General features: G+C 69.4%; 26 protein-coding genes. 16 read left to right on the forward strand and 10 right to left on the reverse strand.

Features of this window, described 5'->3' with window-relative positions:
- Positions 1 to 29: 29 nt before the first annotated feature.
- The 7 genes from LCL61_RS39690 (at position 30) to LCL61_RS39720 (ending at position 5,127) form a co-directional block, all read left to right on the forward strand.
- On the forward strand, positions 30 to 764 hold the full coding sequence (locus tag LCL61_RS39690) for a GNAT family N-acetyltransferase (RefSeq protein ID WP_340688797.1): 735 nt from the start codon (positions 30 to 32) through the stop codon (positions 762 to 764).
- A complete protein-coding gene (cofD, locus tag LCL61_RS39695) occupies positions 761 to 1,756 on the forward strand; it encodes a 2-phospho-L-lactate transferase (RefSeq protein WP_340684485.1) in 996 nt (331 codons plus the stop codon). Before LCL61_RS39690 ends, cofD begins: the two co-directional genes overlap by 4 nt.
- Positions 1,749 to 3,086 carry a coenzyme F420-0:L-glutamate ligase gene (locus tag LCL61_RS39700; RefSeq protein WP_340684486.1) on the forward strand — a complete coding sequence of 446 codons (1,338 nt, stop codon included), beginning with the start codon at positions 1,749 to 1,751 and terminating at the stop codon, positions 3,084 to 3,086. Before cofD ends, LCL61_RS39700 begins: the two co-directional genes overlap by 8 nt.
- Entirely contained in the window at positions 3,083 to 3,628 is a 546-nt protein-coding gene (locus LCL61_RS39705; RefSeq protein WP_340684487.1) for an NUDIX hydrolase, read from the forward strand. Before LCL61_RS39700 ends, LCL61_RS39705 begins: the two co-directional genes overlap by 4 nt.
- A 30-nt stretch (positions 3,629 to 3,658) precedes the next feature.
- Positions 3,659 to 4,357: a hypothetical protein gene (locus LCL61_RS39710; protein WP_340684488.1), complete on the forward strand. Its 699-nt coding sequence runs from the start codon at positions 3,659 to 3,661 to the stop codon at positions 4,355 to 4,357.
- A gap of 149 nt (positions 4,358 to 4,506) precedes the next feature.
- On the forward strand, positions 4,507 to 4,857 hold the full coding sequence (locus tag LCL61_RS39715; RefSeq protein WP_340684489.1) for a GntR family transcriptional regulator: 351 nt from the start codon (positions 4,507 to 4,509) through the stop codon (positions 4,855 to 4,857).
- Positions 4,858 to 4,908: 51 nt separating this feature from the next.
- Positions 4,909 to 5,127: a hypothetical protein gene (locus LCL61_RS39720; RefSeq protein WP_340684490.1), complete on the forward strand. Its 219-nt coding sequence runs from the start codon at positions 4,909 to 4,911 to the stop codon at positions 5,125 to 5,127.
- A 38-nt stretch (positions 5,128 to 5,165) separates the two neighbouring features.
- Here LCL61_RS39720 and LCL61_RS39725 read toward each other — a convergent pair whose 3' ends face one another.
- Positions 5,166 to 6,062: a DNA-3-methyladenine glycosylase 2 family protein gene (locus LCL61_RS39725; RefSeq protein ID WP_340684491.1), complete on the reverse strand. Its 897-nt coding sequence runs from the start codon at positions 6,060 to 6,062 to the stop codon at positions 5,166 to 5,168.
- 73 nt (positions 6,063 to 6,135) lie between these two features.
- On the opposite strand from LCL61_RS39725, the gene LCL61_RS39730 reads away from it, so the two are divergent.
- On the forward strand, positions 6,136 to 6,588 hold the full coding sequence (locus tag LCL61_RS39730) for an adenylyltransferase/cytidyltransferase family protein (protein WP_340684492.1): 453 nt from the start codon (positions 6,136 to 6,138) through the stop codon (positions 6,586 to 6,588).
- Positions 6,589 to 6,725: 137 nt separating this feature from the next.
- Positions 6,726 to 7,226 (forward strand): hypothetical protein, encoded by a 501-nt coding sequence (locus LCL61_RS39735; RefSeq protein ID WP_340684493.1) that lies wholly within the window; start codon positions 6,726 to 6,728, stop codon positions 7,224 to 7,226.
- An 83-nt stretch (positions 7,227 to 7,309) separates the two neighbouring features.
- Here LCL61_RS39735 and LCL61_RS39740 read toward each other — a convergent pair whose 3' ends face one another.
- The 4 genes from LCL61_RS39740 to LCL61_RS39755 form a co-directional block, all read right to left on the reverse strand.
- Entirely contained in the window at positions 7,310 to 8,350 is a 1,041-nt protein-coding gene (locus LCL61_RS39740; RefSeq protein ID WP_340684494.1) for a serine hydrolase domain-containing protein, read from the reverse strand.
- Between the two features lie 58 nt (positions 8,351 to 8,408).
- Positions 8,409 to 9,272 carry a glycosyltransferase family 2 protein gene (locus LCL61_RS39745; RefSeq protein ID WP_340684495.1) on the reverse strand — a complete coding sequence of 288 codons (864 nt, stop codon included), beginning with the start codon at positions 9,270 to 9,272 and terminating at the stop codon, positions 8,409 to 8,411.
- A gap of 81 nt (positions 9,273 to 9,353) precedes the next feature.
- Entirely contained in the window at positions 9,354 to 10,490 is a 1,137-nt protein-coding gene (locus LCL61_RS39750; protein ID WP_340688798.1) for a glycosyltransferase family 1 protein, read from the reverse strand.
- A 37-nt stretch (positions 10,491 to 10,527) separates the two neighbouring features.
- Entirely contained in the window at positions 10,528 to 11,616 is a 1,089-nt protein-coding gene (locus LCL61_RS39755; RefSeq protein ID WP_340684496.1) for a glycosyltransferase family 1 protein, read from the reverse strand.
- 19 nt (positions 11,617 to 11,635) lie between these two features.
- On the opposite strand from LCL61_RS39755, the gene LCL61_RS39760 reads away from it, so the two are divergent.
- From LCL61_RS39760 to LCL61_RS39770, 3 genes are read left to right on the forward strand one after another with little or no spacing between them, the layout of a single operon-like run.
- On the forward strand, positions 11,636 to 12,547 hold the full coding sequence (locus tag LCL61_RS39760; protein WP_340684497.1) for a glycosyltransferase: 912 nt from the start codon (positions 11,636 to 11,638) through the stop codon (positions 12,545 to 12,547).
- 32 nt (positions 12,548 to 12,579) lie between these two features.
- Positions 12,580 to 15,093 carry a glycosyltransferase gene (locus tag LCL61_RS39765; protein WP_340684498.1) on the forward strand — a complete coding sequence of 838 codons (2,514 nt, stop codon included), beginning with the start codon at positions 12,580 to 12,582 and terminating at the stop codon, positions 15,091 to 15,093.
- Positions 15,086 to 16,174 carry a glycosyltransferase family 1 protein gene (locus LCL61_RS39770; RefSeq protein WP_340684499.1) on the forward strand — a complete coding sequence of 363 codons (1,089 nt, stop codon included), beginning with the start codon at positions 15,086 to 15,088 and terminating at the stop codon, positions 16,172 to 16,174. Before LCL61_RS39765 ends, LCL61_RS39770 begins: the two co-directional genes overlap by 8 nt.
- A 33-nt stretch (positions 16,175 to 16,207) precedes the next feature.
- On the opposite strand, the gene rfbD is transcribed toward LCL61_RS39770, so the two are convergent.
- A complete protein-coding gene (rfbD, locus tag LCL61_RS39775) occupies positions 16,208 to 17,107 on the reverse strand; it encodes a dTDP-4-dehydrorhamnose reductase (protein WP_340684500.1) in 900 nt (299 codons plus the stop codon).
- A complete protein-coding gene (rfbB, locus tag LCL61_RS39780; RefSeq protein WP_340684501.1) occupies positions 17,094 to 18,077 on the reverse strand; it encodes a dTDP-glucose 4,6-dehydratase in 984 nt (327 codons plus the stop codon). The genes rfbD and rfbB overlap by 14 nt, the downstream gene beginning before the upstream one ends.
- A 150-nt stretch (positions 18,078 to 18,227) precedes the next feature.
- On the opposite strand from rfbB, the gene LCL61_RS39785 reads away from it, so the two are divergent.
- From LCL61_RS39785 to LCL61_RS39795, 3 genes are all read left to right on the forward strand, one after another.
- Positions 18,228 to 19,763 (forward strand): LCP family protein, encoded by a 1,536-nt coding sequence (locus tag LCL61_RS39785; protein WP_340684502.1) that lies wholly within the window; start codon positions 18,228 to 18,230, stop codon positions 19,761 to 19,763.
- Between the two features lie 88 nt (positions 19,764 to 19,851).
- The gene (locus LCL61_RS39790) at positions 19,852 to 21,171 is read left to right on the forward strand and encodes an LCP family protein (protein ID WP_340684503.1); all 1,320 of its coding nucleotides are present in this window, start codon (positions 19,852 to 19,854) and stop codon (positions 21,169 to 21,171) included.
- Between the two features lie 9 nt (positions 21,172 to 21,180).
- The gene (locus tag LCL61_RS39795) at positions 21,181 to 21,888 is read left to right on the forward strand and encodes a TIGR03089 family protein (RefSeq protein ID WP_340684504.1); all 708 of its coding nucleotides are present in this window, start codon (positions 21,181 to 21,183) and stop codon (positions 21,886 to 21,888) included.
- A gap of 63 nt (positions 21,889 to 21,951) precedes the next feature.
- On the opposite strand, the gene LCL61_RS39800 is transcribed toward LCL61_RS39795, so the two are convergent.
- On the reverse strand, positions 21,952 to 22,377 hold the full coding sequence (locus LCL61_RS39800; RefSeq protein ID WP_007031884.1) for a DoxX family protein: 426 nt from the start codon (positions 22,375 to 22,377) through the stop codon (positions 21,952 to 21,954).
- Positions 22,378 to 22,532: 155 nt separating this feature from the next.
- On the opposite strand from LCL61_RS39800, the gene LCL61_RS39805 reads away from it, so the two are divergent.
- Positions 22,533 to 22,985, forward strand: coding sequence for a hypothetical protein (locus LCL61_RS39805; RefSeq protein ID WP_340684505.1), 453 nt, complete (start codon positions 22,533 to 22,535; stop codon positions 22,983 to 22,985).
- On the opposite strand, the gene LCL61_RS39810 is transcribed toward LCL61_RS39805, so the two are convergent.
- Together LCL61_RS39810 and LCL61_RS39815 are read right to left on the reverse strand one after the other, a co-directional pair.
- Complete coding sequence (locus tag LCL61_RS39810; RefSeq protein WP_340684506.1) at positions 22,933 to 23,361, reverse strand: hypothetical protein; 429 nt, start codon at positions 23,359 to 23,361, stop codon at positions 22,933 to 22,935. The two genes, LCL61_RS39805 and LCL61_RS39810, sit on opposite strands and share 53 nt — an antisense overlap.
- Before the next feature lie 220 nt (positions 23,362 to 23,581).
- On the reverse strand, positions 23,582 to 24,754 hold the full coding sequence (locus tag LCL61_RS39815) for an acyl-CoA dehydrogenase family protein (protein ID WP_340684507.1): 1,173 nt from the start codon (positions 24,752 to 24,754) through the stop codon (positions 23,582 to 23,584).
- Between the last annotated feature and the right edge of the window lie 23 nt (positions 24,755 to 24,777).

Below are 24,777 nucleotides of genomic sequence, written 5' to 3' on the forward strand. Positions count from 1 at the left end.
GGCACAATCTAACCGTGAACAGTGCGGAAATGCTCGAGCTCACCTGTAGCCAGGCTTGGACTCCCCTGCACGAGAGCCGGATCGGTGACTGGAGGCTCCGCTGGGCGGACGGGTTCACCGCGCGGGCCAACAGTGCCCTGGCGATCGGTGACCCGGGAAAACCGCTGCCAGACGCCCTGCGGACGGTCTGTGACTTCGCCCACGATCATGCCATCCCGCCCGTCGTTCAGGTGATCCAGAACACGTCTCTCGAGGACGCCATCGCCACCCGCGGCTGGGTCCACTATGTGGAACACCGCCCCGCGCACGAGGTCCGCGTGCTGACCGGGCCGCTCTCGCACGGGACCTCGGCGGGAGCGGTGATTCTGGACGAACCGACGTCCGGATGGTGGGAGATGACGGCAGGCGGCGCGGATCCGGCGGAGGCGCCAAGGCACGTCCTCGGCACCGGCAAGGTCGGCTTCGGGGTGGTCGAAATCGACGGCGTCACGGCCGGCGCGGTGCGCGGAGCGGTCGTCGGCGAGTGGCTGCACATCGCCCGTTTGGAGGTACGGCCGGAGTTCCGGCGGCGAGGGCTCGCACGCGGGCTGATGAACGCCGTGGGCGCCTGGGGCGCCGCTCAGGGCGCGACCGGGATGCTGCTGCAGGTCGCGGTGGCGAACTCCGGCGCGCTGAAGCTGTACGAAAGCCTGGGCTGTACGGAGCACCACAGGTACCGCTACTGGGCCCCGGCTCCGGGGGCGTGCGAGGATCGCCCGTCGTGAAGGTCGTCATTTTGGTCGGCGGAGTGGGCGGGGCCCGCTTCCTGCTGGGGGTCAAACAAGCACTGGGTCTGCCCGCGACCGGTTCCGCGCCGGAATCGCCGCATGAGGTGACCGCGCTGGTGAACACCGGGGACGACGTGTGGATGCACGGTCTGCGCATCTGCCCGGACCTGGACACCTGCATGTACACCCTCGGCGGGGGGATCGACGAAGAGCGCGGCTGGGGTCACTCCGGGGAGACCTGGACGGTCAAGGAGGAGCTCGCCGCCTATGGTGCCGAGCCGACCTGGTTCGGACTGGGCGACAAGGACATCGCGACGCATCTGATCCGTTCGCGGATGCTGCGCGCGGGCTATCCGCTGTCGCAGGTCACCGAGGCGCTGTGCGATCGCTGGCAGCCGGGCGTACGCCTGCTGCCGATGTCGGACGACCGCGTCGAGACGCATGTCGTGATCGACGACCCCGAGGATCCGGACCAGCGCAAGGCGATCCACTTCCAGGAGTGGTGGGTGCGCTACCGCGCCGAGCCGAAGGCGCATTCGATCATCGCCGTCGGCGCCGACGAGGCCAAGCCGGCGCCCGGCGTGCTCGACGCGATCGCGGCCGCCGACATCGTGCTGTTCGCGCCGTCCAATCCGGTGGTCTCGGTGGGCACGACGCTCGGCGTCCCGGGAATCCGCGACGCCTTGCGGAAGACGCGCGCCAAGGTCGTCGGTGTCTCGCCGATCATCGGCGGGAAGCCGTTGCGCGGGATGGCCGACGCGTGCCTGAGCGCGATCGGCGTGGAGACCTCGGCCGAGGCCGTCGGACGGCATTACGGATCCCGCAAGGAATCCGACGGCGTGCTCGACGGCTGGCTGATCTCCGAGGGGGAGACCGTCGACGTGCCGGGAGTCGCCGTCCGCGACGTGCCCCTGCTGATGTCCGATGTGGACGCCACGGCGGCCATGGTGCGCGCCGCTTTCGATCTGGCGGGAGTTTCCGTTGACTGACCACGCTTCCGCGAAGATCGAGATCCTGCCGGTCGAGGGCCTGCCGGAGTTCCGCCCCGGCGACGACCTGACCGGGGCGATCGTCGAGGCGGCCCCCTGGCTGCGGTCGGGCGACGTCCTGGTCGTGACGAGCAAGATCGTTTCCAAGGTCGAAGGCATGCTGATCCGGGTCCCGTCCGATCCGGAGGAGCGCGACGCCGCCCGGCGCAAACTCGTCGAAGAGGAGTCCGTCCGCGTGATCGCGCGGATCAACCGGACGGTGATCACCGAGAACAAGCTCGGCATCGTGCAGGCCGCGTCCGGTGTGGACGCGTCGAACGTGGCCTCCGGCGAGGTCGCGCTGCTGCCGTCCGATCCCGACGCTTCCGCGCTCGCGCTGCGGAACGGGCTGCGTGAACGGCTCGGTGTCGAGGTCGCCGTCGTCGTCACCGACACGATGGGCCGTGCATGGCGGGTCGGGCAGACCGACGCCGCGATCGGTGCGTCCGGCCTGCGGGTGCTGCACTCGTACGCGGGTGAGGTCGACAGCCAGGGCAACGAACTCGCGGTCACCGAGGTGGCGATCGCCGACGAACTCGCCGCCGCGGCGGATCTGGTCAAGGGCAAGCTCGGCGGGACCCCGGTCGCCGTCGTGCGCGGCCTCCGGCTGACCGACGACGGTTCGACCGCCCGAAAACTGCTCCGCCCGGTCGAAGAAGACCTGTTCCGCCTCGGCACCAACGAATCCATCGCCCAGGGCCGCCGGGAGGCCGTGCTCGCGCGGCGTTCGATCCGGTCGTTCACCGACGAACCGGTCGATCCCGAGGTGCTGCGCCGCGCGGTCGGGACGGCGCTCACGGCTCCCGCTCCGCATCACACGAAGCCGGTCCGGTTCGTGTGGCTGCGCGAGGAAGGCTTGCGCCGCAAGCTTCTCGACGCGATGAAGGCGTCGTGGCAGGCCAATCTCGAAGGCGACGATTTCACCTCCGAACAGGTCGCGAAGCGCCTCAGCCGCGGCGACATCCTGTACAACGCGCCCGAAGTCGTGGTGCCGTTCCTCGTCGCCGAGGGCGCGCACACCTACCGCGACGACCGGCGGAACGCTTGTGAGCACACGATGTTCACCGTCGCCGGTGGCGCTGCCGTGCAGGGCCTGCTGGTCGCGCTCGCCGCCGAAGACCTCGGCTCGTGCTGGATCGGGTCGACCATCTTCGCGGCGGACATCGTGCGCGACGTCCTCGGCCTCGACGAGCGCTGGGAACCGCTCGGGGCCGTCGCGATCGGGCATCCCGCCGCCCTCCCGCCCGCGCGCGGTCCCGTCGAACCCGGTGAAGGACTTCTCGAACTGTGACCCTGCACGACGACGTTGTGTCCACTTTGTCCGGTTGGCGACCGGTGGACACGACTCAGGAATCCTTGCGCCAGGCCTATCTGGGCTTCCTCGCCGCCCGCGACGACGTCTGCCGCCGCGAATGCGCGGCCGGGCATATCACCGCGTCGGCCGTCCTTCTCGACGCCGACGCGGAAAACGTGCTGCTCACCCTGCACCCGCGAGTCGGGCGCTGGTTGCAGCTCGGCGGACATTGCGAACCAGGCGACGCGACGCTCGCGGACGCCGCGCTTCGTGAGGCACGAGAGGAATCCGGCATCGAGGACCTCGTGATCGACCCGGCCCCGGTGCATCTCGACGTCCACCCGATCACGTGCTCGCTCGGCGTGCCGACCCGGCATTTCGACGTGCGTTTCGTGGTGCGCGCGCCACGGGGAGCGCAACCGGTCCAAAGCGACGAATCGGACGATCTTCGTTGGTGGCCGCTGGATTCCCTGCCGGAAGGGTCGGAAGATCTCGCCGAACTGCTGGAAGCCGCCGTGCCCGCGGCGTCCGGCCGTTAGGGTGTCGGCTGACGTTCTTAAGGGGGAATGATGCTGACGACGCTGACGCCATACCTGGACCGGGTCCGGGTCCACAGCAGCGGTGACGGTGACGGCTTCGGCTGGTTTCTGCTGATCTTGGCGATCATCGTCATCATCATCGTGATCGTGGTGATCATCGTGAAGGTCAACCAGGCCAAGAAGCCGCCGATGACCTTCCCGCAGAACCCGAACTTCGGCGGCGGTGGCCCGGCCCCCGGCTTCCCGCCGCCTCCCCCGCCCGCCGGTGGTCCCGCCCCGCAGGGCAACTGGCAGCAGCAGCCCGGTTTCCCGCCGCCTCAGCCCGGTTACGGCCAGGCGCCCGGTTTCCCGCCGCCTCCGGGCCCGGCGGGGTTCCCGCCCCCGCCCGGCGCCCCCGCGGCTTTCGCGCCACCTCCGGGAGCCCCGGCACCCAATCCGTTCGGCGCGCCCGGCATGGCTCAGCCCGGTTTCCCGCCGCCTCCCCCGCAGCCGGGGCCGCCGATCGACGGCAGCGCGGACCGTACCCAGGTCGTGTCCCCGCAGCAGCAAGCGGATGCCGGCGCCGACCGCACCCAGGTGGTCTCCCCCGCGAGCGCCGACCGCACGCAGGTCGTCCCGCCCGCGAGCGCCGACCGCACGCAGGTGGTGCCCGGTGGCGGCGGTGACGCCACCCAGGTCGTCCCCGGTGGCGGCGGTGACGCCACCCAGGTCGTCCCGCCCCGCCAGTAGTCGACTGTCCGTGAAGGCCTCCTTCCCTACCCTCAAGGTAGGCAAGGAGGCCTTCACGGCANGTAGTCGACTGTCCGTGAAGGCCTCCTTCCCTACCCTCAAGGTAGGCAAGGAGGCCTTCACGGCATTTCCAGCAGGGAGAAAACCGCATGGTCAGGGTCGACCCGAACTCTCCGGTCCCGCCTTTCGAACAGGTCCGCACCGCCTACGCGGAGCGGATCAACGACGGCACCTTGCCCGTCGGGGCGAAACTCCCGACCGTGCGGAAACTCGCCGAAGACCTCGGCATCGCCCCGAACACGGTCGCCAAGGCCTACCGAGAGCTCGAAGAAGCGGGCCTGATCGAGACCCGCGGCAGGGCCGGGACGTTCGTGAGCGCCGTCGGTGACGAGTCCCGCGAACGGGCGAGGCAGGCGGCCGCCGACTACGCCGCGCTGACCAGGAAGCTGGGTCTCGGCCGCGACGAGGCCAAGGCGATCATCGACGCCGCGCTGGGCTGATCCACCCCTCGCGACCGCTCACGACGATCATCGACCGGCTAGCCTCACCGCATGGGAGTCTCCGTGCTGATGCTGCTGATCGTCGTCCTGTTCCTCGCCGGTGTCGGTGTCGGCATCTTCTTCCTGGTGAAGGCGCTCAACAAGCCGAAGCGCCCGATGTACCCGCCGCAGCAGAACCCACCCCACGTCCCGCACCAGCAGTATCCTCAGCAGCCGCCGCAGTACCCGAGCCAGCAGCAGCCCTACCCGCCGCAGGGCTGGGGCAACTGACTCCCTCATTCAGAGGACCAAATGCGGCGGTAGCGCGATCACATCGCGCGGTAGTCGCGGAGTTCGATCTTCGGCCCGAACCTCGGACGGCGGAAGCCGGCCGTCGACAGGTAGCGAACCGCGCGCTGCCGCTGCGGTGAGTACGGCGCCAGCACCTCGGACATCCCGGCGTCGTCGAGTTTCGTGCCGACCAGCGCGTGCCCGACCATCGACGGGATGTTGTAGTCACCGAAGCTCACCGCGTCCGGGTCTCCCCAGGCGCGCTGCGCGATCTCCGCCGCGGTCCACACTCCGATGCCCGGCACTTTCCGCAGCCAAGCCCGGCCTTCGACACCCTTCAGTTCGACGGCCTTCTCCAGCCGCGGCGCGACGCGGGCCGCCGCGATCAGCGTCGTCCGCCGTTTCAGGTCCACCCCGGCGCGATGCCATTTCCAGTCCACAATGGATCGGATGGCGACGGGCGTCGGCGGCACGCGCAGCCGTGCCGGTCCAGGCCCTGGCGCCTGCTCCCCGAACCAGCGGCACAGCTCGCCCCACGACCGCAGCGCCTCGGCACTGGTCACCTTCTGTTCCAGCACGGCGAGCACCAGCGCGTCCCACACCCGGCCGGTCGAGCCGAGGCGCAGCCCCGGGTTGCGGCGGCGCGCCGTCGCGATGACGTCGTGATGCGCGACGAATTCGGAGTCGTCGTCGTGCGCGCCCAGCATCGCCGGAACGCCTTCGAGCAGCCTGTCCGCGCCGGGTCCCCAGGCCTCCGCCTCGATCTCGCCGTCCGTGCGCCGCAGCAGCGCGAGTGTGCCCGCGCCGTCCGCGGTGTTGGCGGCCAGCCAGGTGACCCCGCCCTCGGTGCGGGCGACGTTGGGCGAACGCGATCCCCGGCTCAGCGGCCCCAGGACCGCGTCCAGATCAAGCGAGAACCCGGGACGGAACAGCACACGGTGAAACTACCCGGCACTCGGCTAGGGTGAGCGGGCCACCTGAAACCGTAAGCCTATGGAGGACTGGACGATGACCGAGCGACCGGCGAAGGCCTCGATCGTCAGTGGGTACTTCAACCCGCTCCACCAGGGCCATCTCGACCTGTTCGAGTCCGCGCAGGCGCGGTCCGGCTACCTGATCGTCATCGTCAACAACGACCACCAGCAAGTCCTCAAGAAAGGCAGGGTGATCCAGACCGAGGACGTCCGGGCCCGGATCGTCCGCGCGCTGCGCATCGTCGACGACGTGTACATCGCCGTCGAGCAGGGGCCGGGCATCGACGAATCGTTCGACCAGATCCGCGCGGCGTACCCCGACACGGAGCTCGAGTTCTGCAACGGTGGCGACAGGCGCAGCATCGAAGAGCTCCCTGCCGACGAAATCGAAGCCGGAGCGCGGAACAACATCACGATGGTCTACGGCATCGGCGGCACGGACAAGGCCGACTCCAGCACGCGGATCCTTTCGGACATGGAAGCCTGAGTCCAGGCGGCCCGCCAACTTTTGTCGGAAGACGTTTGCGGGTCTGCTGACGGCAGCCGCACCTAGGGCCTACCCTAGACACCACACAGTCGGCCCTGAACCCAGAGGGCCCCAGGTCAGTCGGGAGGCCTAGGGGAATGGACCCCCGTGCTCGGGCGGACGCCTTGCTCGCACGCGCAAGCGCGCGTGGAGCCTTCGTCGTGACACCGGACAACGCGACGTCTCCGATGGACTCCGCGAACACTCAGCAGATCCCCCGATCGGTGGTCACCGAGATCGACCGTTCCTCGGACCCGGATACGACCACTCAGCTACCGGCTTCGTTGATCGCCGAGAACGATCACCCGCTCGCGGGACCCGAACCGACGACGCGGCTGGACCTGCCGCCGGCGCGGGGCGAAGGCTCGACTCAGCCGCAGCCGTACCCCCGCCGTCCCGGCGCTCCCCAGCAGACCAGACCTCTCCCACAGGCGACGACACCGCTCACCCGGCGGCCGCCCGCCGCGCCGGTGCAGAGTCCCCTGATCGAGCAGCCGGAGCCGGAGACCGTCGAGAACGAGGTCGGCGGCCTGGTGCCGACGGTGAAGCAGAACCCCTCGGGCCGGTCGAACCTCTCACGCCGTCTGGACGGCATCTAGCCCTCGAAACGTGCAATGAAAGGCCCCTTCATAGCAAATTTTGCTATGTAAGGGGCCTTTCATTGCACGCGCGAGAACCTGCCTCAGGATGCCCGGATCACCCGGTCGATCTCCTTGATCGCCGCTCCCCCGCCGTACGTGGCGTTGGACAGCATCGCGACGTCCAGCCCTTCGGCCGGATAGTGCCGCATCAGCGAGCAGACGCCGACGTTCCCGCCGTCCTTGTAGTAGTGCCGCACCGAGCCATCCGGCGCCAGGACGAATTCGAGGCCGAAGCCGTACCAGACGCCGCTGCTGTGAAGCACCTGTGGCGTGAGGAACTCCTTCGTGCGCGCAGGGCTCAGGAGTCGTTCTTCGCGGATCGCCCGCAGCAGCCGGACGAGGTCGCCGACGGTGCAGTACATGCCACCATCGGGTGACCCGATCGGCGGGTAGCTGAAGATGTTCTGCTTCCAGCCGGTGACCCGCTCACCGTCCAGGAGGGGATCCCAGCCCTCGGCGACCCTCGGCTCCGGACCGCGTCGGTCGAAGAAACCCGAATCGGTCATCCCCGCACGGTCGAGCACGGTCTCCCGGACGTGGTCGCGATACGGCGTCCCGGTGCTCTCCTCGATCACCAGCCCGGCGAGGACGTAGCCCGAATTGCAGTACCGGCAGCCCTCGCCCGGCGCGAAATTCGGTGCCCGATAAGCGAAATTGGGCAGATGGTCCCGCGTGTCGACCACCGAGTACACCGGCTTGTCGACCCACAACGCCTCGTAACTCTCGCCCGCTTCCTCGTCGGCGTCGTCGGCGATCCCGGACGTATGGGTGAGCAGCTGCCGCGTCGTCGCCCCGGGCGCGATCGCCGTGCCGTCGAGGTCGATGATCTCGCCGATCGGGCGATCGAGGTCGAGCCGTCCCTCATCGGCCAGCCGCAGGGCGGCGATCGCGGTGACGACCTTCGTGATCGACGCGGTGTCGTACCGGATGTCCGGCGCGTTCGGCACCGACCAGCGGCGACTGGCCAGGCCGTACCCGTGTTCGAACAGTGTCTCGTCTCCGCGCCGGATCAGCACGACCCCGGAGAAGCGCTCCTCCCCGGCGCGTTCCGTCAGCCAGGTGTCCAGTGCGGCGAAGTCCATGCACCGACGGTAACGACGGCAGAGAGCGGAGTCGCGCGAATTCCGGTGGCCGGAACCGCTACTTCCGGCGCGTTTCGAGCTTGAGCCGCAGCGCGAGACCGGCCTTCACCGCGAGCATGACCGGCTTCCACAGGAGACCGCGGTGACGGTCCGCGAGGTAGCGGTACGCACTTTCGTGGTGTACGCGCAGCATCTTCTCCGATGTCTGCGAAGTCGAGTGCCCGCCGATGTGCATGACACTGGCAGAAGGCGCGTACACGTTCAGCCAGCCCGCGCGGGTCAGCCGGTCACCGAGGTCGACGTCCTCGAAGTACATGAAGTAGCGCGTGTCGAACCCGTCGACCGAGTCGAAGGCCTCGCGGCGGAACAGCTGACAGGATCCGGAAAGCCAGCCCGCCGTGCGCTCGACCGGGGTGCCGGTCTCCTGCCGGTACTGCCGCGTCCACGGGTTGCCCGGCCAGATCTTGCCGAACGCCGCGTGCCCGATCCCGCGGCCGAACGACGGCAGCAGCCGGGCCGACGGGTAGACGGTGCCGTCGAGGTCGTGGATGAGCGGACCGAACGCGCCACCGCGCGGCCAGCGCTCGGCCACTTCGAGCAACGCGTCGATCGAACCGGGTTCCCATTCGACGTCCGGGTTCACCACGGCGACCCAGCCGTAACTGTCGTCGAGTTCCGCGACACCCAGGTTGGCGGCCGTGCCGTAACCGACGTTCTCGCCGATCCTGAGCAGCTTGACGTTGTCCCGGCGGGCGGCCTTGTCGAGCGCGTCGTCCGTTGAGTCGTTGTCGGCGACGACGACCTGGACGTCCCGGTCCGTCGCCTTATCGAGCGTGTCGAGGAACTTCTCCAGGGTTTCGCCGGGGAAGTACGTCACGGTCACGACGGCGAGCCCGTCGCCGTAGCTGGGGTGCTCAGTCACGCGGCCATTGTCCACCCGTCACCGAACGCGACCACGCCGCACCCCACCCCGACCCACCTCGTGAGTGGTAAGGAGTGAGCCTCAGCCGGCCCGCCGCTGCGCGTGCCGGTACCAAGCCTTCGCGTAAGCCTCCCGATGCCGCTCCGCGGTCATCGCCCACGAGAACTCCTTCGCCCGCCGAAGCGCGGCTTCGGCCAGCTCGGCCCGCTTCGCCGGGGCATCGAGCAGCTCCGAGATGGCCGCCGCGACGTCTCCCGCGCCGACCCCGCAGTAGGCGACGGCGTCCCCGCCGACTTCCGGCAGCGAAAGCCGCCGGGTCGTGAGCACGGCCGCACCGCACGCCATCGCCTCCAGCACCGGCAGCCCGAATCCCTCGCCGAGGCTCGGGTACGCGACCAGTTCGGAGCCGCCGAGGAAGCCGGCGAGCGTGTCGAACGGCAGGTATCCGGCCCGGATCACGCGCAGCCGGTGAGGTACGGCGTCGAGTGCGCGTTCGACCTGCGAATCCCAGCCCGGCTGCCCCGCCAGCACCAGCGCCGGCGGGTTCGGCCTGCCGATCACGGCGTGTGCGAAGCCGCGGATCAGCGCGGGCACGTTCTTGCGCGGTTCCAGCGCGCCGAGGAAGGCGACGTACGGGGTCTTCCCGAGTCCGACGGCCTGCCGCGCGGCCTCGATCTCGGCGGGCGAGGGCGGATGGAACCGGTCCGGTTCGACGCCGTGATGGATGATCTCTAATTCCGCGGTACGCACCTGGCCGACGCGCTCCAGTTCGGCCGCCGTCGCGATGCTCGGCACGACGCACAGCGTCGCGCGGCGAAGCGCCGTCGCGGTCCAGGCGCGGAAGAAGCGCGCTTTGACGGAAGAGTGCAGCACCGCGTCGGTGAAGAAGGTCGCGTCGTGCAGTGTCACCACCGAAGCGGCCGGGCTGGCCAGCGGCATCGTGTAGTGCGGTGAGTGGACGACGTCGGCGGCGAGCCGCCGGACCAGCCGGGGCAGGGTCGCCTGCTCCCAGGTCAGCCTGGCCGTCCTGGTCGAGGTCGACGGCGAGGTGGGCACGATCCGCGCGCCGGGCGCCAGCCGGTCGTACAGCACCGCGTCCCGCGGCTGGCAGACGACGGTGATCCGCGCGCCGTCCTCGTCCAGCGCCGCGACCAGCGAATCCACGTAACGTCCGACGCCACCCCGGTCCGCTGGGACGGCGGTCGCGTCGATCAGCACGCGAGGGTCATCGGTCACCCTAGGAGGGTACGGCTGCTCACCGGCTCCGCGGTGAGGAACCGACAAACTGATCGCGCTGGTGGAGACCCCAAACAGCCGAAGCGGCACGCTGCCAGGTGAACTCACTCGAACGGCTGAGACCACGGTCACGCAGCGCAGCCGCATGCTCCGAATGGTCGAGTACGTCACGAAGGGCGTCCGCAAGCGCTTGCGCCTCGCCGGCAGGCACCGCCACGCCCGCTCCCCCGGCCACCTCGACCAGGGCCGGGACGTCCGAGTGCACCACCGGCACCCCGGCCGCCATCGCCTCGATCAGCGGCAACCCGAAACCCTCCGCCCGGCTCGGCATCGCCAGCACCGACGCGCCCCGCAACGTGAACGCCAGTTCCGCGTCGCTCACCTTCCCCAGCACCCGGACGTCGGCGCCGTGCTCGCGCGCCAGCGCCACCGGGTCGATGCCACCCCAGCCCGGCTGGCCTGCCAGCACCAACGGCACCCCGATCCGGCCGACGGCGTCGATCAGCACGTCGATGCCCTTGCGCGGCTCGATCGTCCCGATCGCGAGCACGTACCGCTCCGGCAGCGGGACCTCGGCGAACCCGGCGGGCGGCCGCACACCGTGCGGGATCACGCGCAGCGGCACCGACACCGGCACCAGCGCGGCGAGCTCGTCCGCAATCGCTTGCGTCGGCACGGTCAGCGCGGTCGCCCGCGCCGCGGCCCTCGCGATCACCGCCTTATGCCACGCGACGCCGCGCGGCGTCAGTGTCTCGGGATGCGTCCAGGGCACGGTGTCGTGCACCGCGACCGACAGCGTCCGCCCCTTCGGCACCCGGGCGGGCGCCAGCGGCGTCGGCGCGTGGACCGCGTCGCCACCAGGCCACCACGGCAGCCCCAGCTGCCAGGCGGCGATCAGCGCCCGCGGCGGGGTCGGCAGCACTCGCGGCCCCTCGACCCCCTCGACGACCGCGGCTTCGACGTCGACGTGCCGCGCGACGACGCTCGACACCGTCCATCCCGGCGGCGCGGTCTCGGCGAGCGCCCGCAGCAGTTCGCCGGTGTAGCGGCCGGTCCCGCCGGGGACCGGCGCCAGCAGCTGCTCGGCGAGCACGACCAGTTCGGGCATGGTCTCTATTCTCTCTGGAATGACCAGCACCACCGTCGTCGTGGTCACCTGGCGCGGCGCCGCGCACATCACCGCCTGCCTCGACGCCCTCGCCGCGCAGTCCCGCCCGCATCGGACGCTGGTCGTCGACAACGCCTCCGACGACGGGACGGCCGCCCTCCTCGCCGCCCATCCCTCGAAGCCCGAGGTGCTCCGGCTGCGGCGCAACACCGGTTACGCGGGCGCCATGGCCGCCGCACTGGACAAAGTGGACACCCCGCTGATGGCCTGGTTGAACGACGACGCCGCTCCTGCCTCGGAGTGGCTCGCGACCTGCGAAGACACCCTCGCCCAAGCTCCGCTCGCCGCCGCCGTGAGCGCGCGGCTGACGCTGGCCGACGGGAGCGTCCAGTCCACCGGCGTCCGCCTGACCGCCGACGGTCACGGCGCCGACCTGCCGGAACCCGCCGACGAGGTCTTCGGTTTCTGCGGGGGCGCGGCCGTGCTGAACGTGGAGGCGCTCCGTTCCGTCGGCGGTGTCCCGGCCTCCTACTTCTGCTACTACGAGGACACCGACACCGCGTGGCGGCTGCGGCTGGCGGGCTGGGACATCGTGGGCGCCGAAGCCGAGGTCACCCATCGGCATGGCGCGAGCACCCGGCCGGGTTCGGCCCCGTTCCATCTGTGGAATGAACGCAACCGCCTGCTGACCCTCCTGCGGTGCGCTCCCCGCGCGGTGGCGATCCGCCAGCTGGTGAAATTCGCGGTCCTGACCGCGGTACTCCCCCTTCGAGGGAAACCGGACGCGCCGAACTTCCGTCTGAGCCTCCGGTGCCGGGTACTGGGCGCGGTCGCCGCCCGCCTGCCGCGCACGCTGCTCGAGCGGCGGGCCATCGGGCGGCGGGCGACACTGGGCCGAGGCGCGGTCTGGGACGCGTGGGCGGGCAATTAAGCTTGCCCCAATCGAGAGCAGGGAGTACGGCTTTGGCGCAGGGGGAAACGCAACCGGTCGTCTCGGTGATCGTGGTGAACTACCGGGGAGCGGCCGACACCGTCACCTGCCTGCGCGCACTCGCCGAACACGACTACCCGAACCTCGAGGTCATCTGCGTCGACAACGCCTCCGGCGGCACCGACGTGGCCGAGATCAGAGCCGCGGCCCCGGGCGTCAAGCTCGTCGAGTCCCCGGTGAACTCCGGCTTCGCGGGAGGCTGCAACCTCGGCGCGCAGCACGCCACCGGCACCGTCCTCGCCTTCCTCAACAACGACGCCCGTCCGGCTCCCGGCTGGGTCGGCGCGGCAGTGGCCGAGCTGCGCGCGCAGCCGACGGTCGCCGCGGTGGCCAGCAAGGTCCTCGACTGGGACGGCACCGGCACCGACTTCGTCGACGCGGGCCTCACCTGGTTCGGCATGGGCTACAAGCGCCACGCGGGCAGCCCCCTGGCCGACGTCCCCGCCGCCGAACACGAGATCGCCAAGGACGTCCTGTTCGCGACCGGTTCGGCGATGTTCGTCCGCGCCGGGGTGTTCGCCGAACTCGGCGGCTTCGACGAGCGGTTCTTCATGTTCTACGAGGACGTCGACCTCGGCTGGCGCCTGAACCTGCGCGGCTGGCGCGTGCGCTACGTGCCGGAGTCGCTGACCTACCATCGGCACCACGCCACGATGTCCACAGTGGACGCACCGGACTCCGGACGCGAGACGTTCCTTCTGGAACGCAACGCCTTGGCGGCGCTGTACAAGAACCTTTCCGACGAAACGCTGGCGCGCGCGCTGCCCGCCGCGCTGGCGCTGGCCGTCCGCCGGGCGACGGCGCGCGGGGACCTCGACGCCACCCGGTTCGATCTCGCCCAGGGGGTCGGCCCGGCCGAAACCGGCCCGGTCGAGGTGCCGAGGACGACGCTGGCCGGCGTGCTGGCGATCGACCAGTTCGTCGAACTGCTGCCCTCACTCACCGAGTCCCGCGCCGCCGAACAGGCCGCCCGCGTCCGCACCGACGCCGATCTGCTTCCCTTGCTGCGCAAAGCGTTGGAGCCCGCGTATCCGCTGCCGCGCTATCTCGCCGCGCACGACGTCCTGGTCGAGACGTTCGGCATCGACGCGCTCTTCGGGCAGCGCCGGAAGGTACTGGTGATCACCGGCGACGCGATCACCGAACGGATGGCGGGCCCGGCGATCCGCGCGTGGAACATGGCCACGACGCTGGCCACCGAACACGACGTCCACCTGGTGACGGTCAATCCGCTCGCCGATCCGCCGCCCGCGCCGTTCCGGGTCAGCGCGGCCACCCGGCGCGATCTGGAGACGCCGATCGCCTGGGCCGACATCATCGTCCTGCAGGGCCACGTGCTGGAATTCGCGCCCTCGCTGAAGAAGCAGTACGCGCACAAGATCGTGGTCGCGGATCTGTACGACCCGATGCACCTCGAACTGCTCGAACAGGGCAAGGGCGTTCCCGACGACAAGCGGGCACTGGACCTCATCGGGGTCACCAAGGTCCTCGACGCGCAACTGGAACGCGGCGACTTCTTCCTGTGCGCGTCGGAGCGTCAGAGGCACTTCTGGCTGGGACATCTCGCCGCGATGGGCAGGCTGTCGCCGCGGCTGTACGATGCCGACCCGACCACCCAGTCGCTGCTGTCGATCGTCCCGTTCGGTCTGCCACCGCAGGCACCGGCGCGCACCGGCCCCGGCCTCAGGTCCACTTTGGACGGTATCGGCGAGACCGACCACGTCGTGCTGTGGGCGGGCGGCGTCTACAGCTGGTTCGACCCGCTGACCCTGGTCCGGGCGATCGAACAGCTGCGACAGCGCCGCGGCGACGTCCGCCTGGTGTTCCTCGGGATGAAGCATCCCAACCCCGAGGTCACCCAGATGGACATCGGCGCGCGCACGATGCTGCTGTCCGACACGCTCGGGCTCACCGGCAAGCACGTGTTCTTCAACCAGCAGTGGGTACCGTACGAGGAGCGCCAGAACTGGCTGCTCGACGCGAACTGCGGCGTCACCACGCATTACGAGCACGTCGAGACGACGTTCGCGTTCCGGACGCGGGTGCTGGACTACCTGTGGGCCGGGCTGCCGATCGTCACCACCGACGGTGACTCGTTCGCCGACCTGGTCCGCGAGGAACGGCTCGGTGTCGTCGTCCCGGCCGAGGACGTGGACGCGCTGGCCGACGCGCTCGAAAAGGCGTTGTACGACGAGGAGTTCGCCGCGGGCTGTGTCGAGCGGATGGCCGCGGTCGCCCGGCGTTATGCCTGGCCGGAGGCACTGAAACCGCTGGTGGAGTTCTGCCGGAACCCGCGGCCCGCCGCCGACCGGCTACCCGGCTCCGGCGACCTCGTGGTCGCCGAACCGGTGCGCGGCAAGGAAATGCTGCGCCGCGACGTCGGTCTGATCCGCGAGTACCTCGCCGACGGCGGCCCGAAGGAGCTCGCGCGGCGCGTCGGCGGCCGCGTGGTCAAGGTCGCCAAGCAGAGGCTCGGCCGTGGCTGACCGCCCCTTGCGCGTCTTGCTCGACGGGACCCCGCTTCTCGGTGCCAGGACGGGTATCGGCCGGTACACCGTCGCGCTGTCCGAAGAACTCGCCTCGATGTCCGAAGTGGACACTCGTGCGGTCGCGTTCACGTTGCGCGGCTGGCGACGGCTGCGGCACGTGCTCCCGCACGGCGTCCGGGCGCGCGGCATGCCGGTGGCGGCGCGGCTCCTGCGCAAGGCGTGGCTGCGTTCGCAACTGCCGCCGGTGGAGCTGTTCGCCGGGCCGACGGATGTCGTACACGGCACCAACTTCGTGCTGCCCGGCCGGTTCCGCGCCGCGGGTGTGGTGACCATCCACGATCTGGCCTTTTTGGACGCTCCCGAGGAGCTCGCGCCGAGCGATCACGAGCTGCCGCGGCTGGTGCGGCGCGGCGCCCGGCTCGCCGACGCGATCTGCACGCCCACCAACGCCGTCGCCGACCAGGTCGCCGAACGGCTCGACGTGGACCGCGGCAAGATCATCGTCACCCCGCTCGGCGTGAACCCGGCCTGGTTCACCGCCCGCCCGCCGGACCCGGAACGCCGCAAGGAACTAGGCCTCCCGGACAAGTACCTGCTCTTCGCCGGCGCCCCCGGGCCCAGGAAGGGCCTGCACTGGCTTCGGCAGGCGCACGAGGCCGCGCCGGATCTGCCGGATCTGGTGTTCGTCGGTCCCGGTTCGTTCGCGGTGGGCTCTCGTTCGCGGCACGTCGGCTACCTGTCGGACGTGAACCTCCGGCGGGTCGTCGCCGGGGCCAGCGCACTGGTGCTGCCGTCGCGCGACGAAGGCTTCGGGCTCCCGGTGCTGGAAGCGCTGGCGTCGGACGTCCCCGTGGTGTGCACGGACATCCCGGCGCTGCGCGAGGTCGCGGGGAACTGCGCGAGCCTGGTCCCCTACGAGGACGTCGACGGGCTCGTGGAGGCGCTGCGGACCGCCGTCAGCGACCCGCACGCCGTGGCCACTTCGGCCGCGCGCCGCGCGCACGTCGCGAACTTCACCTGGCGCGCGTGCGCCGAACTCACCGTCGCCGCGTACCGCCAGGCGAGCACGAAGCACTGACCTCCGCATTTCGTCCTCTGAATGCGAGCGGGGTCAGGAAGCGAAGTAGGCCTTCAGTGCGTCAGGCCAACCCCGAAGCGGCGTAAGACCCGCCTCGCGCCACGAAGCGTTCGACAGCACCCCGTACGCCGGGCGCGCCGCCGGACGGGGGAACTCCGCCGTCGTACAAGGCTTCACGCGCGCCGGATCCGCGCCCAGTTCCGCGAAGATCGCCTTCGCGAACCCGCACCACGTCGTCGACCCGCCACCCGTGCAGTGCAGCACCCGCTGCGACGGCCCTTCACCGGCGGCGACCCGGCCCGCCAGCTCCAGCAGGCCCGCGGCGAGATCACGGGACCAGGTCGGCGAACCGGTCTGATCGTCCACTACGGACAGTTCGTCGCGCTCCTTTTCCAGCCGTGCCATGGTTTCCACGAAGTTCGACCCGGTCTTGCCGTACACCCAGGACGTCCGCACGATCCACGAACGGGCGCCCGAACCGAGCAGTGCGTCCTCCCCGGCCGCCTTCGTCCGGCCGTAGGCGTTGAGCGGGCCCAGCAGATCATCGGTCTCGTACGGCGAAGTCGCGTCGCCCGCGAACACGTAATCCGTCGACACGTGGATGAGCGGCACCCCGCGCGACGAGCACGCCGCGGCGAGCACCCGGGGGCCGTCGGCGTTCACCGCGAACGCCCGTTCCTCATCGGTTTCCGCCGCGTCGACCGCGGTGTACGCCGCCGCGTTGATCACCACCGGCGACGTTCCCGCCGCCCGCGCCCGGCCGGCCAGCTCGGTCACCGCGGCGACGACCTGACCGGTGTCGCGCACGTCCAGCTCAGACGACGACGGGGTCGTGGCGTCGATGGAGTCCACAGCCAGTGCCGCGACGTCCCGACCCAGCTGCCCGGATCCGCCCGGTACGAGAATGCTCAGCACTTCTTCACGCCCCCGCACGCTTCTTCAGCGGCTCCCACCAAGACCGATTCTCGTTGTACCAGGCGACAGTGTCGGCCAGACCGTCCTCAAAGGACTTCCGCGGCGCGTAACCGAGCTCCCGCGAGATCTTGGTGATGTCGACGGAGTACCGGCGGTCGTGTCCCTTGCGGTCCTCGACCGGCTCGACGCTGTCCCAGCCGGCGCCGACGGCGGCCAGGAGCCGCTCAGTCAGCTCGCGGTTGGTCAGTTCGGTGCCGCCGCCGATGTTGTAGACCTCGCCCGGCCTGCCGCCGTCGGCGACGAGCTGGATGCCGTTGCAGTGATCGTCCACGTGCAGCCAGTCACGCACGTTGAGCCCATCGCCGTAGAGCGGGACCTTCTTGCCGTCGAGCAGGTTGGTCACGAAGAGCGGGATGACCTTTTCGGGGAATTGGTACGGACCGTAGTTGTTCGAGCACCTCGTGACACAGACGGGCAATCCGTGCGTACGGAAGAACGAACGGGCCAGCAGATCCGAGGACGCCTTCGACGCCGAGTACGGCGAATTCGGCTCCAGCGCGCGGTCCTCGTCCCAGGATCCGTTGTCGATCGAGCCGTAGACCTCGTCGGTGGACACGTGGACGAACTTCCCGACCTGCGCCTCGAGCGCGGCCTGCAACAGGGTCTGGGTACCGAGCACGTTCGTCAGCACGAAGTCGGCCGCGCCGGCGATCGAACGATCCACATGGGACTCGGCGGCGAAGTGCACGACCAGGTCGATACCCCGCATCAGCTCACCGACCAGGGCGGCGTCACAGATGTCGCCCTTTTCGAACCGGTAGCGCGGGTTGTCGCGTACGGGCTCCAGGTTCGCTTCGTTGCCCGCGTAGGTCAGCTTGTCGAGCACGAGCAGCTCGGCGCCGGCCATGCTCGGGTATGCACCCGTCAGCACCTGCCGGACGTAATGCGAACCGATGAACCCGGCGCCACCGGTGACCAGCACTCGCATGCCGCGATCCTCCCTCTGCTTCTTCCCGACCGGCCGAGTGTGTCACGACCGGGGCAACCTTTCACCAGCCTACGGGCGTCTAACACGAGGATCAGTAGAGTTATGGACGAGGCACGCGTGTGCCCTGGGGAGATTCGTGGAGGACCGCACGTGACCGAGTGGCCCGGGCCACCCATTCCGGCGCGCCGTGGCGGCGTCGTGGTGTTCGCTCGCCGTGGCGTGAAGGTCGTGTTCAGCCTGGTCTCGATCACGATCCTGACGCTGACCTGGTGGGGCTGGCAGTCCATCGGCGACCTGTCGCAGGGCTTCGCGACCACGAACATCTTCGAGGACGACGGTCACCCGCCGGCGAAACCGCTGGACGGCGCGATCGACATCCTGCTCGTCGGCCAGGACAGCCGCACCGACGCGCAGGGTAACCCGCTGCCGCGAGAGGTCCTCGACATGCTGCACGCCGGTGTTTCGGACGGCGAGCGCCAGACCGACACGATGATCCTGGTGCACATCCCCCAGAACGGCAAGAAGGCGGTCGCGATCTCCTTCCCCCGCGACTCGTGGGTCGAGATCACCGGCGGTTTCGGCAAGCACAAGCTCAACAGCGCGTACGTGTACGCCTACAACGACACGTCGAAGACGCTGCAGCAGCAGGGCAACACCGACCTCAAGGACGTCGACGCCAAGGCCAAGGACGCCGGTCGCAAGAACCTGATCGCGACGCTGGAGAAGTTCATCGGCAAGCCGAAGATGATCGACCGGTACGCCGAGGTGAACCTGTCGAGCTTCTACGAGATCACCAAGGCGATCGGCGGCGTCGAGGTCTGCCTCAACAACGCGGTCAAGGAGAAGAAGTCCGGCGTGGACCTGCCCGCCGGGAAGTCGACCGTCGAAGGGGTCCAGGCGCTCGCGTTCGTCCGTCAGCGGTACGACCTGCAGAACGGCGACCTCGACCGGATCGCGCGGCAGCAGGCCTTCCTGTCCGGGCTGGCGAACAAGGTCCTCTCCTCGGACGTCCTGCTCAACCCGGCGAAGATCTCGGACCTGATCGGCGCGGTGAAGAAGTCGGTCGTGCTGTCGGCGGGCTGGGATCTGCCGGAGTTCGCCGCGCAGATGCGCGGGCTGACCAGCGGCAACGTCGAGTTCCACACGATCCCGACCCAGGGCGACGCGACCATCGGCGGGGCCGCCGTGCTCCGCGTGGACCCGGCTCAGGTGCAGGCCGAGGTCGCCCGCCTGACCGCCGATGGGGAGGCGGCGCCGTCCGAGACCCCGGCCACCCTGCCGGGCGCGGAAGCGGTGACCGTCGAGCTCTTCGACGGGACAGGCTCGCCCACGGTGGCCACCGAGACCCGGAATCTGTTGCAGGGCAAGGGTTTCAAACTCGCTGCCGACACCAAGCTCAGCACCCGGAACTCGACGGTCATCCGGCACGCGCCGGGTGACGACGCCGCGCTGGACCTGATCAAGCAGGTCTTCGGCACCGCGGTGCAGGCCGAGGCGGACCGTGACGTCGCGCCCGGCAAGGTGCGGGTGCTGCTCGGCAAGGACTTCAAGGGCGCGTCCACCGGCGCGGCCACGCCGCCGGCGAAGACCTCGGCGCCCTCGAAGCCGGCTCAGCCGCCCTCCAGTGCTCCGGCGGCGCCCACCTCGAAGCCGATCGTCGCGGGCAATGTGCCCTGCGTCAATTAATTCCGGGTACTCAGCGTGGCCGCCCTCACGGTGGCTTAGCCTTCTCCTACGATCGGACCGGCTACAGCACCAGGGGAGGTGATCAGGGATGAGCGACGAAGACAAGAGCGTCAACGAACGTTCTGAGCACTTGGACGCCGAAGAACCGAAGACCGAAGAGGGCGGCAATTCGGACACCGAGAGTGACGAAAAGCTCGTCCCGACGCCGTACCCGCGGAATCCGCCACTCCCTCAGCCGTCGGCCCCTACCGAGAACGAAGACGAACCGAGTTCGGGTGTGCTCGACGTGCCCGAGCGCCCGCTGCGCCGCGCCGGCCGGATCACCCGGCGGATCGCGCTCGGCCTCGTGTCCCTTCTCGCCCTCGGTACGACGGGCTACGCGTACGTCACCAAGGACCAGCTGCAGAACAACGTCCCCACGACGAACGCCCTGAGCAAGGCCGACGATCCCGCCGCGCCGCCCGCCGACGACGGCGCGACCGACATCCTCCTGGTCGGCAGCGACGCGCGGACCGACGCGCAGGGCAACCCGCTGCCACTCCGCGTGCTCAAGCAGCTGCGCACCGAGGAGAAGGCCGGCGTCAACACCGACACCATCATCATCCTGCGCATTCCGAAGAACGGCGGGAAGCCGTCCGGCGTCTCGATCCCGCGCGACACCTGGACCGAGATCCCCGGCCGCGGACCGAACAAGATCAATTCGGCGTACGGCGTCGCGAAGACCAACTACGCGAACGCCCATCGGGGTGAAACCGATCAGGCGAAACTCGAACGTGATTCCGACCAGGAAGGCCGCAAGGCACTGGTCCAGACCGTTCAGGAACTGACGCAGATCCGCATCGACCACTACGCCGAGGTCAACCTGCTCGGGTTCTACCTCCTGACCGAGGCGCTGGGCGGCGTCAAGGTCTGCCTGAATCACGCGACCGAGGACAAGGACTCCGGCGCGAACTTCCGGCGCGGCGAACAGACCGTGTCGGGCGGCGAGGCGCTTTCCTTCGTGCGGCAGCGGAAGAACCTGCCGCGCGGCGACCTCGACCGCATCGTGCGGCAGCAGACGTTCCTGTCCTCGGCGCTGAATCAGGTGCTTTCGGCGGGGACGCTGACCAGCCCGTCGACGATGGCGGGCCTGATGGACGTCGTGCGCCGCTCGATCGTCCTGGACGAAGGACTGGACCTGCTGGAGTTCGCACAGCAGGCGAAGGGGATCGCGTCGGGCGACCTGACGTTCACGACCATCCCGGTGGTGAACATCAACGGCCGCAGCGCGGACGGCCAGAGCATCGTCGAGATCGACCCGGCCGCCGTGCGGAGCTTCGTCTCCGGTCTGGCGGGCAGGGGCGGCGGTGGCGGCGCTCCCGGCGCGGCTCCGGTGCTCGCCGCGTCGAGCGTTCCCTGCGTGAACTAACGTCGTGGCGTGAGCCTCACCGAATTGCTGCTGCGGCCCGTACTCGGGTCGCCCGCGAAACCGCTGATCACGCACTACGACGACAAGCAGGGCAGCCGGGTCGAACTGTCCGTGGCGACCACGGTGAACTGGGCGGCCAAGACGGCGAACTGGCTGGTCGACGAGTTCGACGTCGAACCCGGGGACGAGGTCGCCGTGGTGCTGCCGTCGCATTGGCAGACCGCCGGTGTCCTGCTGGGCGCGTGGTGGTGCGGCGCCAAGGTGGTGACGGAGACCGCGGGCGCGCGGGTGGCGTTCGTCGCGCCGGGCGGGGCGTCCGGCGCGACCGCCACGGCCGTCGTCTCGCTGCACCCGATGGGTCTCGGGCTGCCAGCCGGTTCCGTGCCGGACGGGGCACTGGACTACCTGACCGAAGCCCGGCTTTCGGGTGACCAGTTCAGCCCGCTGTTCCCCGTGCCCGGCGACACTCCGGCGCTCGGATCGTCCACTGTAGACGAGGTGCTCGCGGAAGCCCGCTCCCGCGCTTCCGCCGCGGGCCTGTCAGCCGAGGATCGCGTTCTGTCCACTGTGGACTGGGTGGGTGAGGAAGGGATTCTCGCGGGGTTCCTGACACCGCTGGCGGCGGGTGCGCATCTGGTCCAGGTCACCGACGCGGATCCGGCCAAACTCGCTTCCCGGCGCGAAGCCGAGCGGACGACGGCGGATCTTCCCTCCTGAAATGCCATGAAAGGTCCTTTCCTTGCAGGATTCGCAAGGAAAGGACCTTGCATAGCGTTTGGGTCAGGCGTCCTGGAGCTGCTTCGCCTCACGCTTGCGCCCGAAAAGCGCGTGGTCGAGCGACAGCTTGCCGGCGTTGAAGCCGAGCGCGAGCCCGGCGACCGCCAGGACGAGGACGAGTTCGTAACCGCCCTGGCCGGTGAGGCCGTTGTCGAGGTGCACCGAGAGCAGAGCACCGACTGAGACCACGACGAAGCCGAGGCCGACCAGCGGCGTCAGGAAACCGACGATGAACAAGATCGCGCCCACGATCTCCACCGCGATCGCGAAGATCGCCGCGAGCGTCGGCAGCGGGATTCCGGTCTGCTCGAAGAACTTCGCGGTGCCGTCGATCCCGTTTTCCCACTTCTGCAGGCCGTGTGCGAGGAAGACCACACCGACACCGATCCGGCCGAGCAGGAGGGCGACATCCTTGAAACGAGCGAACATCGGGTATCAGCTTTCTGGTCGGTGAATATTCAACTTACTCGGATCACGGTAGGGCACCGGGCGGCTCCGATGGCACCTTCGGAGCGTGATCGACAGGTACCCGACAGGAAGCGGGGCCGACCGGACGTTGCTTCCCGTGCGGCAGACTCTCGTCCGTGACGGACGAACGGCTGGCCGGCCTGTGGTCGGATGAAATCCTGCATCCCGGCAGCGTCGAGTCCGTGGACCTGGTGTTCCGCCGCGACGGCTCCGGATGGCTCTACTGGTCGAGCTGGAGCACCGAGTTCGCGGTGTCCCGCTTCACCTGGGCGACCGCTGGCGAACTGGTCTTGAAGTTCCATCGCACCCTCGAGGGCACGTGGTCGATCGACAACGGTGTCACCCGTCACGACGTCGAATCCAACGAAAAGGAAGAGTCCGTCATCGAGGTCGGCTACGAGATCGCACCCGGCGAAGACCCGTTCGGCACCCCGGTGACCCTGCTCTCGCTGGACCGCCCGCTGACCGAGCACCTGGCGGGCTCACGGTTCGCGTGGGCCGAGAAACCGGAGTCGCTCAGCGACCCGTCCGCCGATGCTTCGCGGCCAGACCCGTCCAGCCGCCACTGACGGCCAGCACCTCGAGCACGCGCTCGGCCTGCTCCGCGAAGCCGGCCAGATCGGCGTGCAGCAACGCTATCCGCTCGGCATCGAGCGGGACCTCGTCGTCGGCCCACAGCTCGATCACCGTGCTGACGGTCCACACGAGGAACTGGATGATCCGGATGAACCCCTCCGACGGCTCGTCGACGGCCTCGCGGTAGCCCGTCTCGATCTCGTCGCAGGCCGCGACCAGCTCCCGCAGCGGCTTGACGACGTCGGCCGCCGTCCCGTCCCACGCGGCCGTCGGCCACGTGCGATCCCCGAGTTCGAGCCACAACCGCCAGCCGGCGATCAGCTCGGCCTCGTCGTGCGGTGTCCACGACACCGGTGCGAACCAGAACATCCTTCGAGAGTGACACCGGCGGTCCATGAACGCCGTACTTCCGTGAAGCATCTCACCGAGGGGCGATCTCACCTGCGCATTTCGTCACCTGAATGCGAGCCCCGAAGCGCGTGAAGGCCTCCTTCCTTCGGCTGAGCCGAGGGAAGGAGGCCTTCACGCGNCGTGAAGGCCTCCTTCCTTCGGCTGAGCCGAGGGAAGGAGGCCTTCACGCGGGAACGAATCAGCCCTTGAGCAGGGCGCGCGCCATGACCATGCGCTGGATCTGGTTGGTGCCTTCGTAGATCTGGGTGATCTTCGCGTCGCGCATCATGCGCTCCACCGGGAAGTCGCGCGTGTAGCCCGCGCCACCGAAGAGCTGCACGGCGTCCGTCGTCACCGACATCGCGATGTCCGACGCGTACGCCTTCGCGGCCGCGGCCATGTAGCCGCCGCGCTTGTCGCCACGCTCGGTCGCCGCGGCGGAGGCGTAGACGAGGTTCCGGGCGGCCTCGATCTTGATGCCCATGTCGGCCAGCATGAACTGGACGCCCTGGAACTCCGAGATCGACTTGCCGAACTGCTTGCGCTCCTTGACGTAGGCGATCGACGCGTCGAGCGCGCCCTGTGCGATGCCCAGCGCCTGCGCGCCGATGGTCGGGCGGGTGTGGTCGAGGGTGCGCAGCGCGGTCTTCAGGCCGGTGCCGGGCTCGCCGATGATGCGGTCGGCCGGGATGGTGCAGTTCTCGAAGTGGATCTCGCGGGTCGGCGAGCCCTTGATGCCGAGCTTCCGCTCCTTCGAGCCGACGGTGAAGCCGGGGTCGTCCTTGTGCACGACGAACGCGGAGATGCCGTTGGCCTTCTTTTCGGCGTTCGGGTCGGTCACCGCCATCACGGTGTACCAGGACGATTCACCCGCGTTGGTGATCCAGCACTTGGTGCCGTTCAGCACCCAGTGGTCGCCGTCGAGCTTCGCGCGGGTGCGCATCGACGCGGTGTCCGAGCCGGCTTCGCGCTCCGAAAGCGCGTACGACGCCGACGCTTCACCGGAGGCGATCGAGGGCAGTACCAGCTTCTTGAGGTCTTCCGACGCCGAAAGAATGATCGGCACCGTGCCCAGCTTGTTCACCGCCGGGATCAACGACGCCGACGCGTCGACACGCGCGACCTCTTCGATCACGATGCAGGCGGCGATGGCGTCCGCGCCCTGGCCGTCGTAGGCCTCGTCGATGTGGACGGCGTTGAAACCCGATTTGACCAGCGCGTTGTACGCCTCGATCGGGTAGCGCTCGTCCTCGTCGACCGCGGCCGCGTAGGGCTCGATCTCCTTCTCCGCGAGGGCCCGCACCGCGGCCCGCAGCTCCTCGTGCTCTTCGGCAAGCTGGTACAGACCCGGGCCGTCAGACACCTTCGTCACCTCTTCTAACCGCGTTTGGGAGT

It is taken from the genome of Amycolatopsis coloradensis (genome assembly GCF_037997115.1).
GTDB classification, from domain to species: domain Bacteria; phylum Actinomycetota; class Actinomycetes; order Mycobacteriales; family Pseudonocardiaceae; genus Amycolatopsis; species Amycolatopsis coloradensis_A.

What these genes read in the sequence shown, in the direction of transcription:
- LCL61_RS39735 (WP_340684493.1), top strand. Translation starts at nt 6,726, where the DNA reads ATGGACCCCCGTGCTCGGGCGGACGCCTTGCTCGCACGCGCAAGCGCG.
- LCL61_RS39730 (WP_340684492.1), top strand. Translation starts at nt 6,136, where the DNA reads ATGACCGAGCGACCGGCGAAGGCCTCGATCGTCAGTGGGTACTTCAAC.
- LCL61_RS39710 (WP_340684488.1), top strand. Translation starts at nt 3,659, where the DNA reads ATGCTGACGACGCTGACGCCATACCTGGACCGGGTCCGGGTCCACAGC.
- LCL61_RS39740 (WP_340684494.1), bottom strand. Translation starts at nt 8,350, where the DNA reads ATGGACTTCGCCGCACTGGACACCTGGCTGACGGAACGCGCCGGGGAG.
- LCL61_RS39810 (WP_340684506.1), bottom strand. Translation starts at nt 23,361, where the DNA reads ATGTTCTGGTTCGCACCGGTGTCGTGGACACCGCACGACGAGGCCGAG.
- LCL61_RS39790 (WP_340684503.1), top strand. Translation starts at nt 19,852, where the DNA reads ATGAGCGACGAAGACAAGAGCGTCAACGAACGTTCTGAGCACTTGGAC.
- LCL61_RS39760 (WP_340684497.1), top strand. Translation starts at nt 11,636, where the DNA reads ATGACCAGCACCACCGTCGTCGTGGTCACCTGGCGCGGCGCCGCGCAC.
- rfbB (WP_340684501.1), bottom strand. Translation starts at nt 18,077, where the DNA reads ATGCGAGTGCTGGTCACCGGTGGCGCCGGGTTCATCGGTTCGCATTAC.
- LCL61_RS39755 (WP_340684496.1), bottom strand. Translation starts at nt 11,616, where the DNA reads ATGCCCGAACTGGTCGTGCTCGCCGAGCAGCTGCTGGCGCCGGTCCCC.
- LCL61_RS39800 (WP_007031884.1), bottom strand. Translation starts at nt 22,377, where the DNA reads ATGTTCGCTCGTTTCAAGGATGTCGCCCTCCTGCTCGGCCGGATCGGT.
- LCL61_RS39720 (WP_340684490.1), top strand. Translation starts at nt 4,909, where the DNA reads ATGGGAGTCTCCGTGCTGATGCTGCTGATCGTCGTCCTGTTCCTCGCC.
- LCL61_RS39690 (WP_340688797.1), top strand. Translation starts at nt 30, where the DNA reads ATGCTCGAGCTCACCTGTAGCCAGGCTTGGACTCCCCTGCACGAGAGC.
- LCL61_RS39715 (WP_340684489.1), top strand. Translation starts at nt 4,507, where the DNA reads ATGGTCAGGGTCGACCCGAACTCTCCGGTCCCGCCTTTCGAACAGGTC.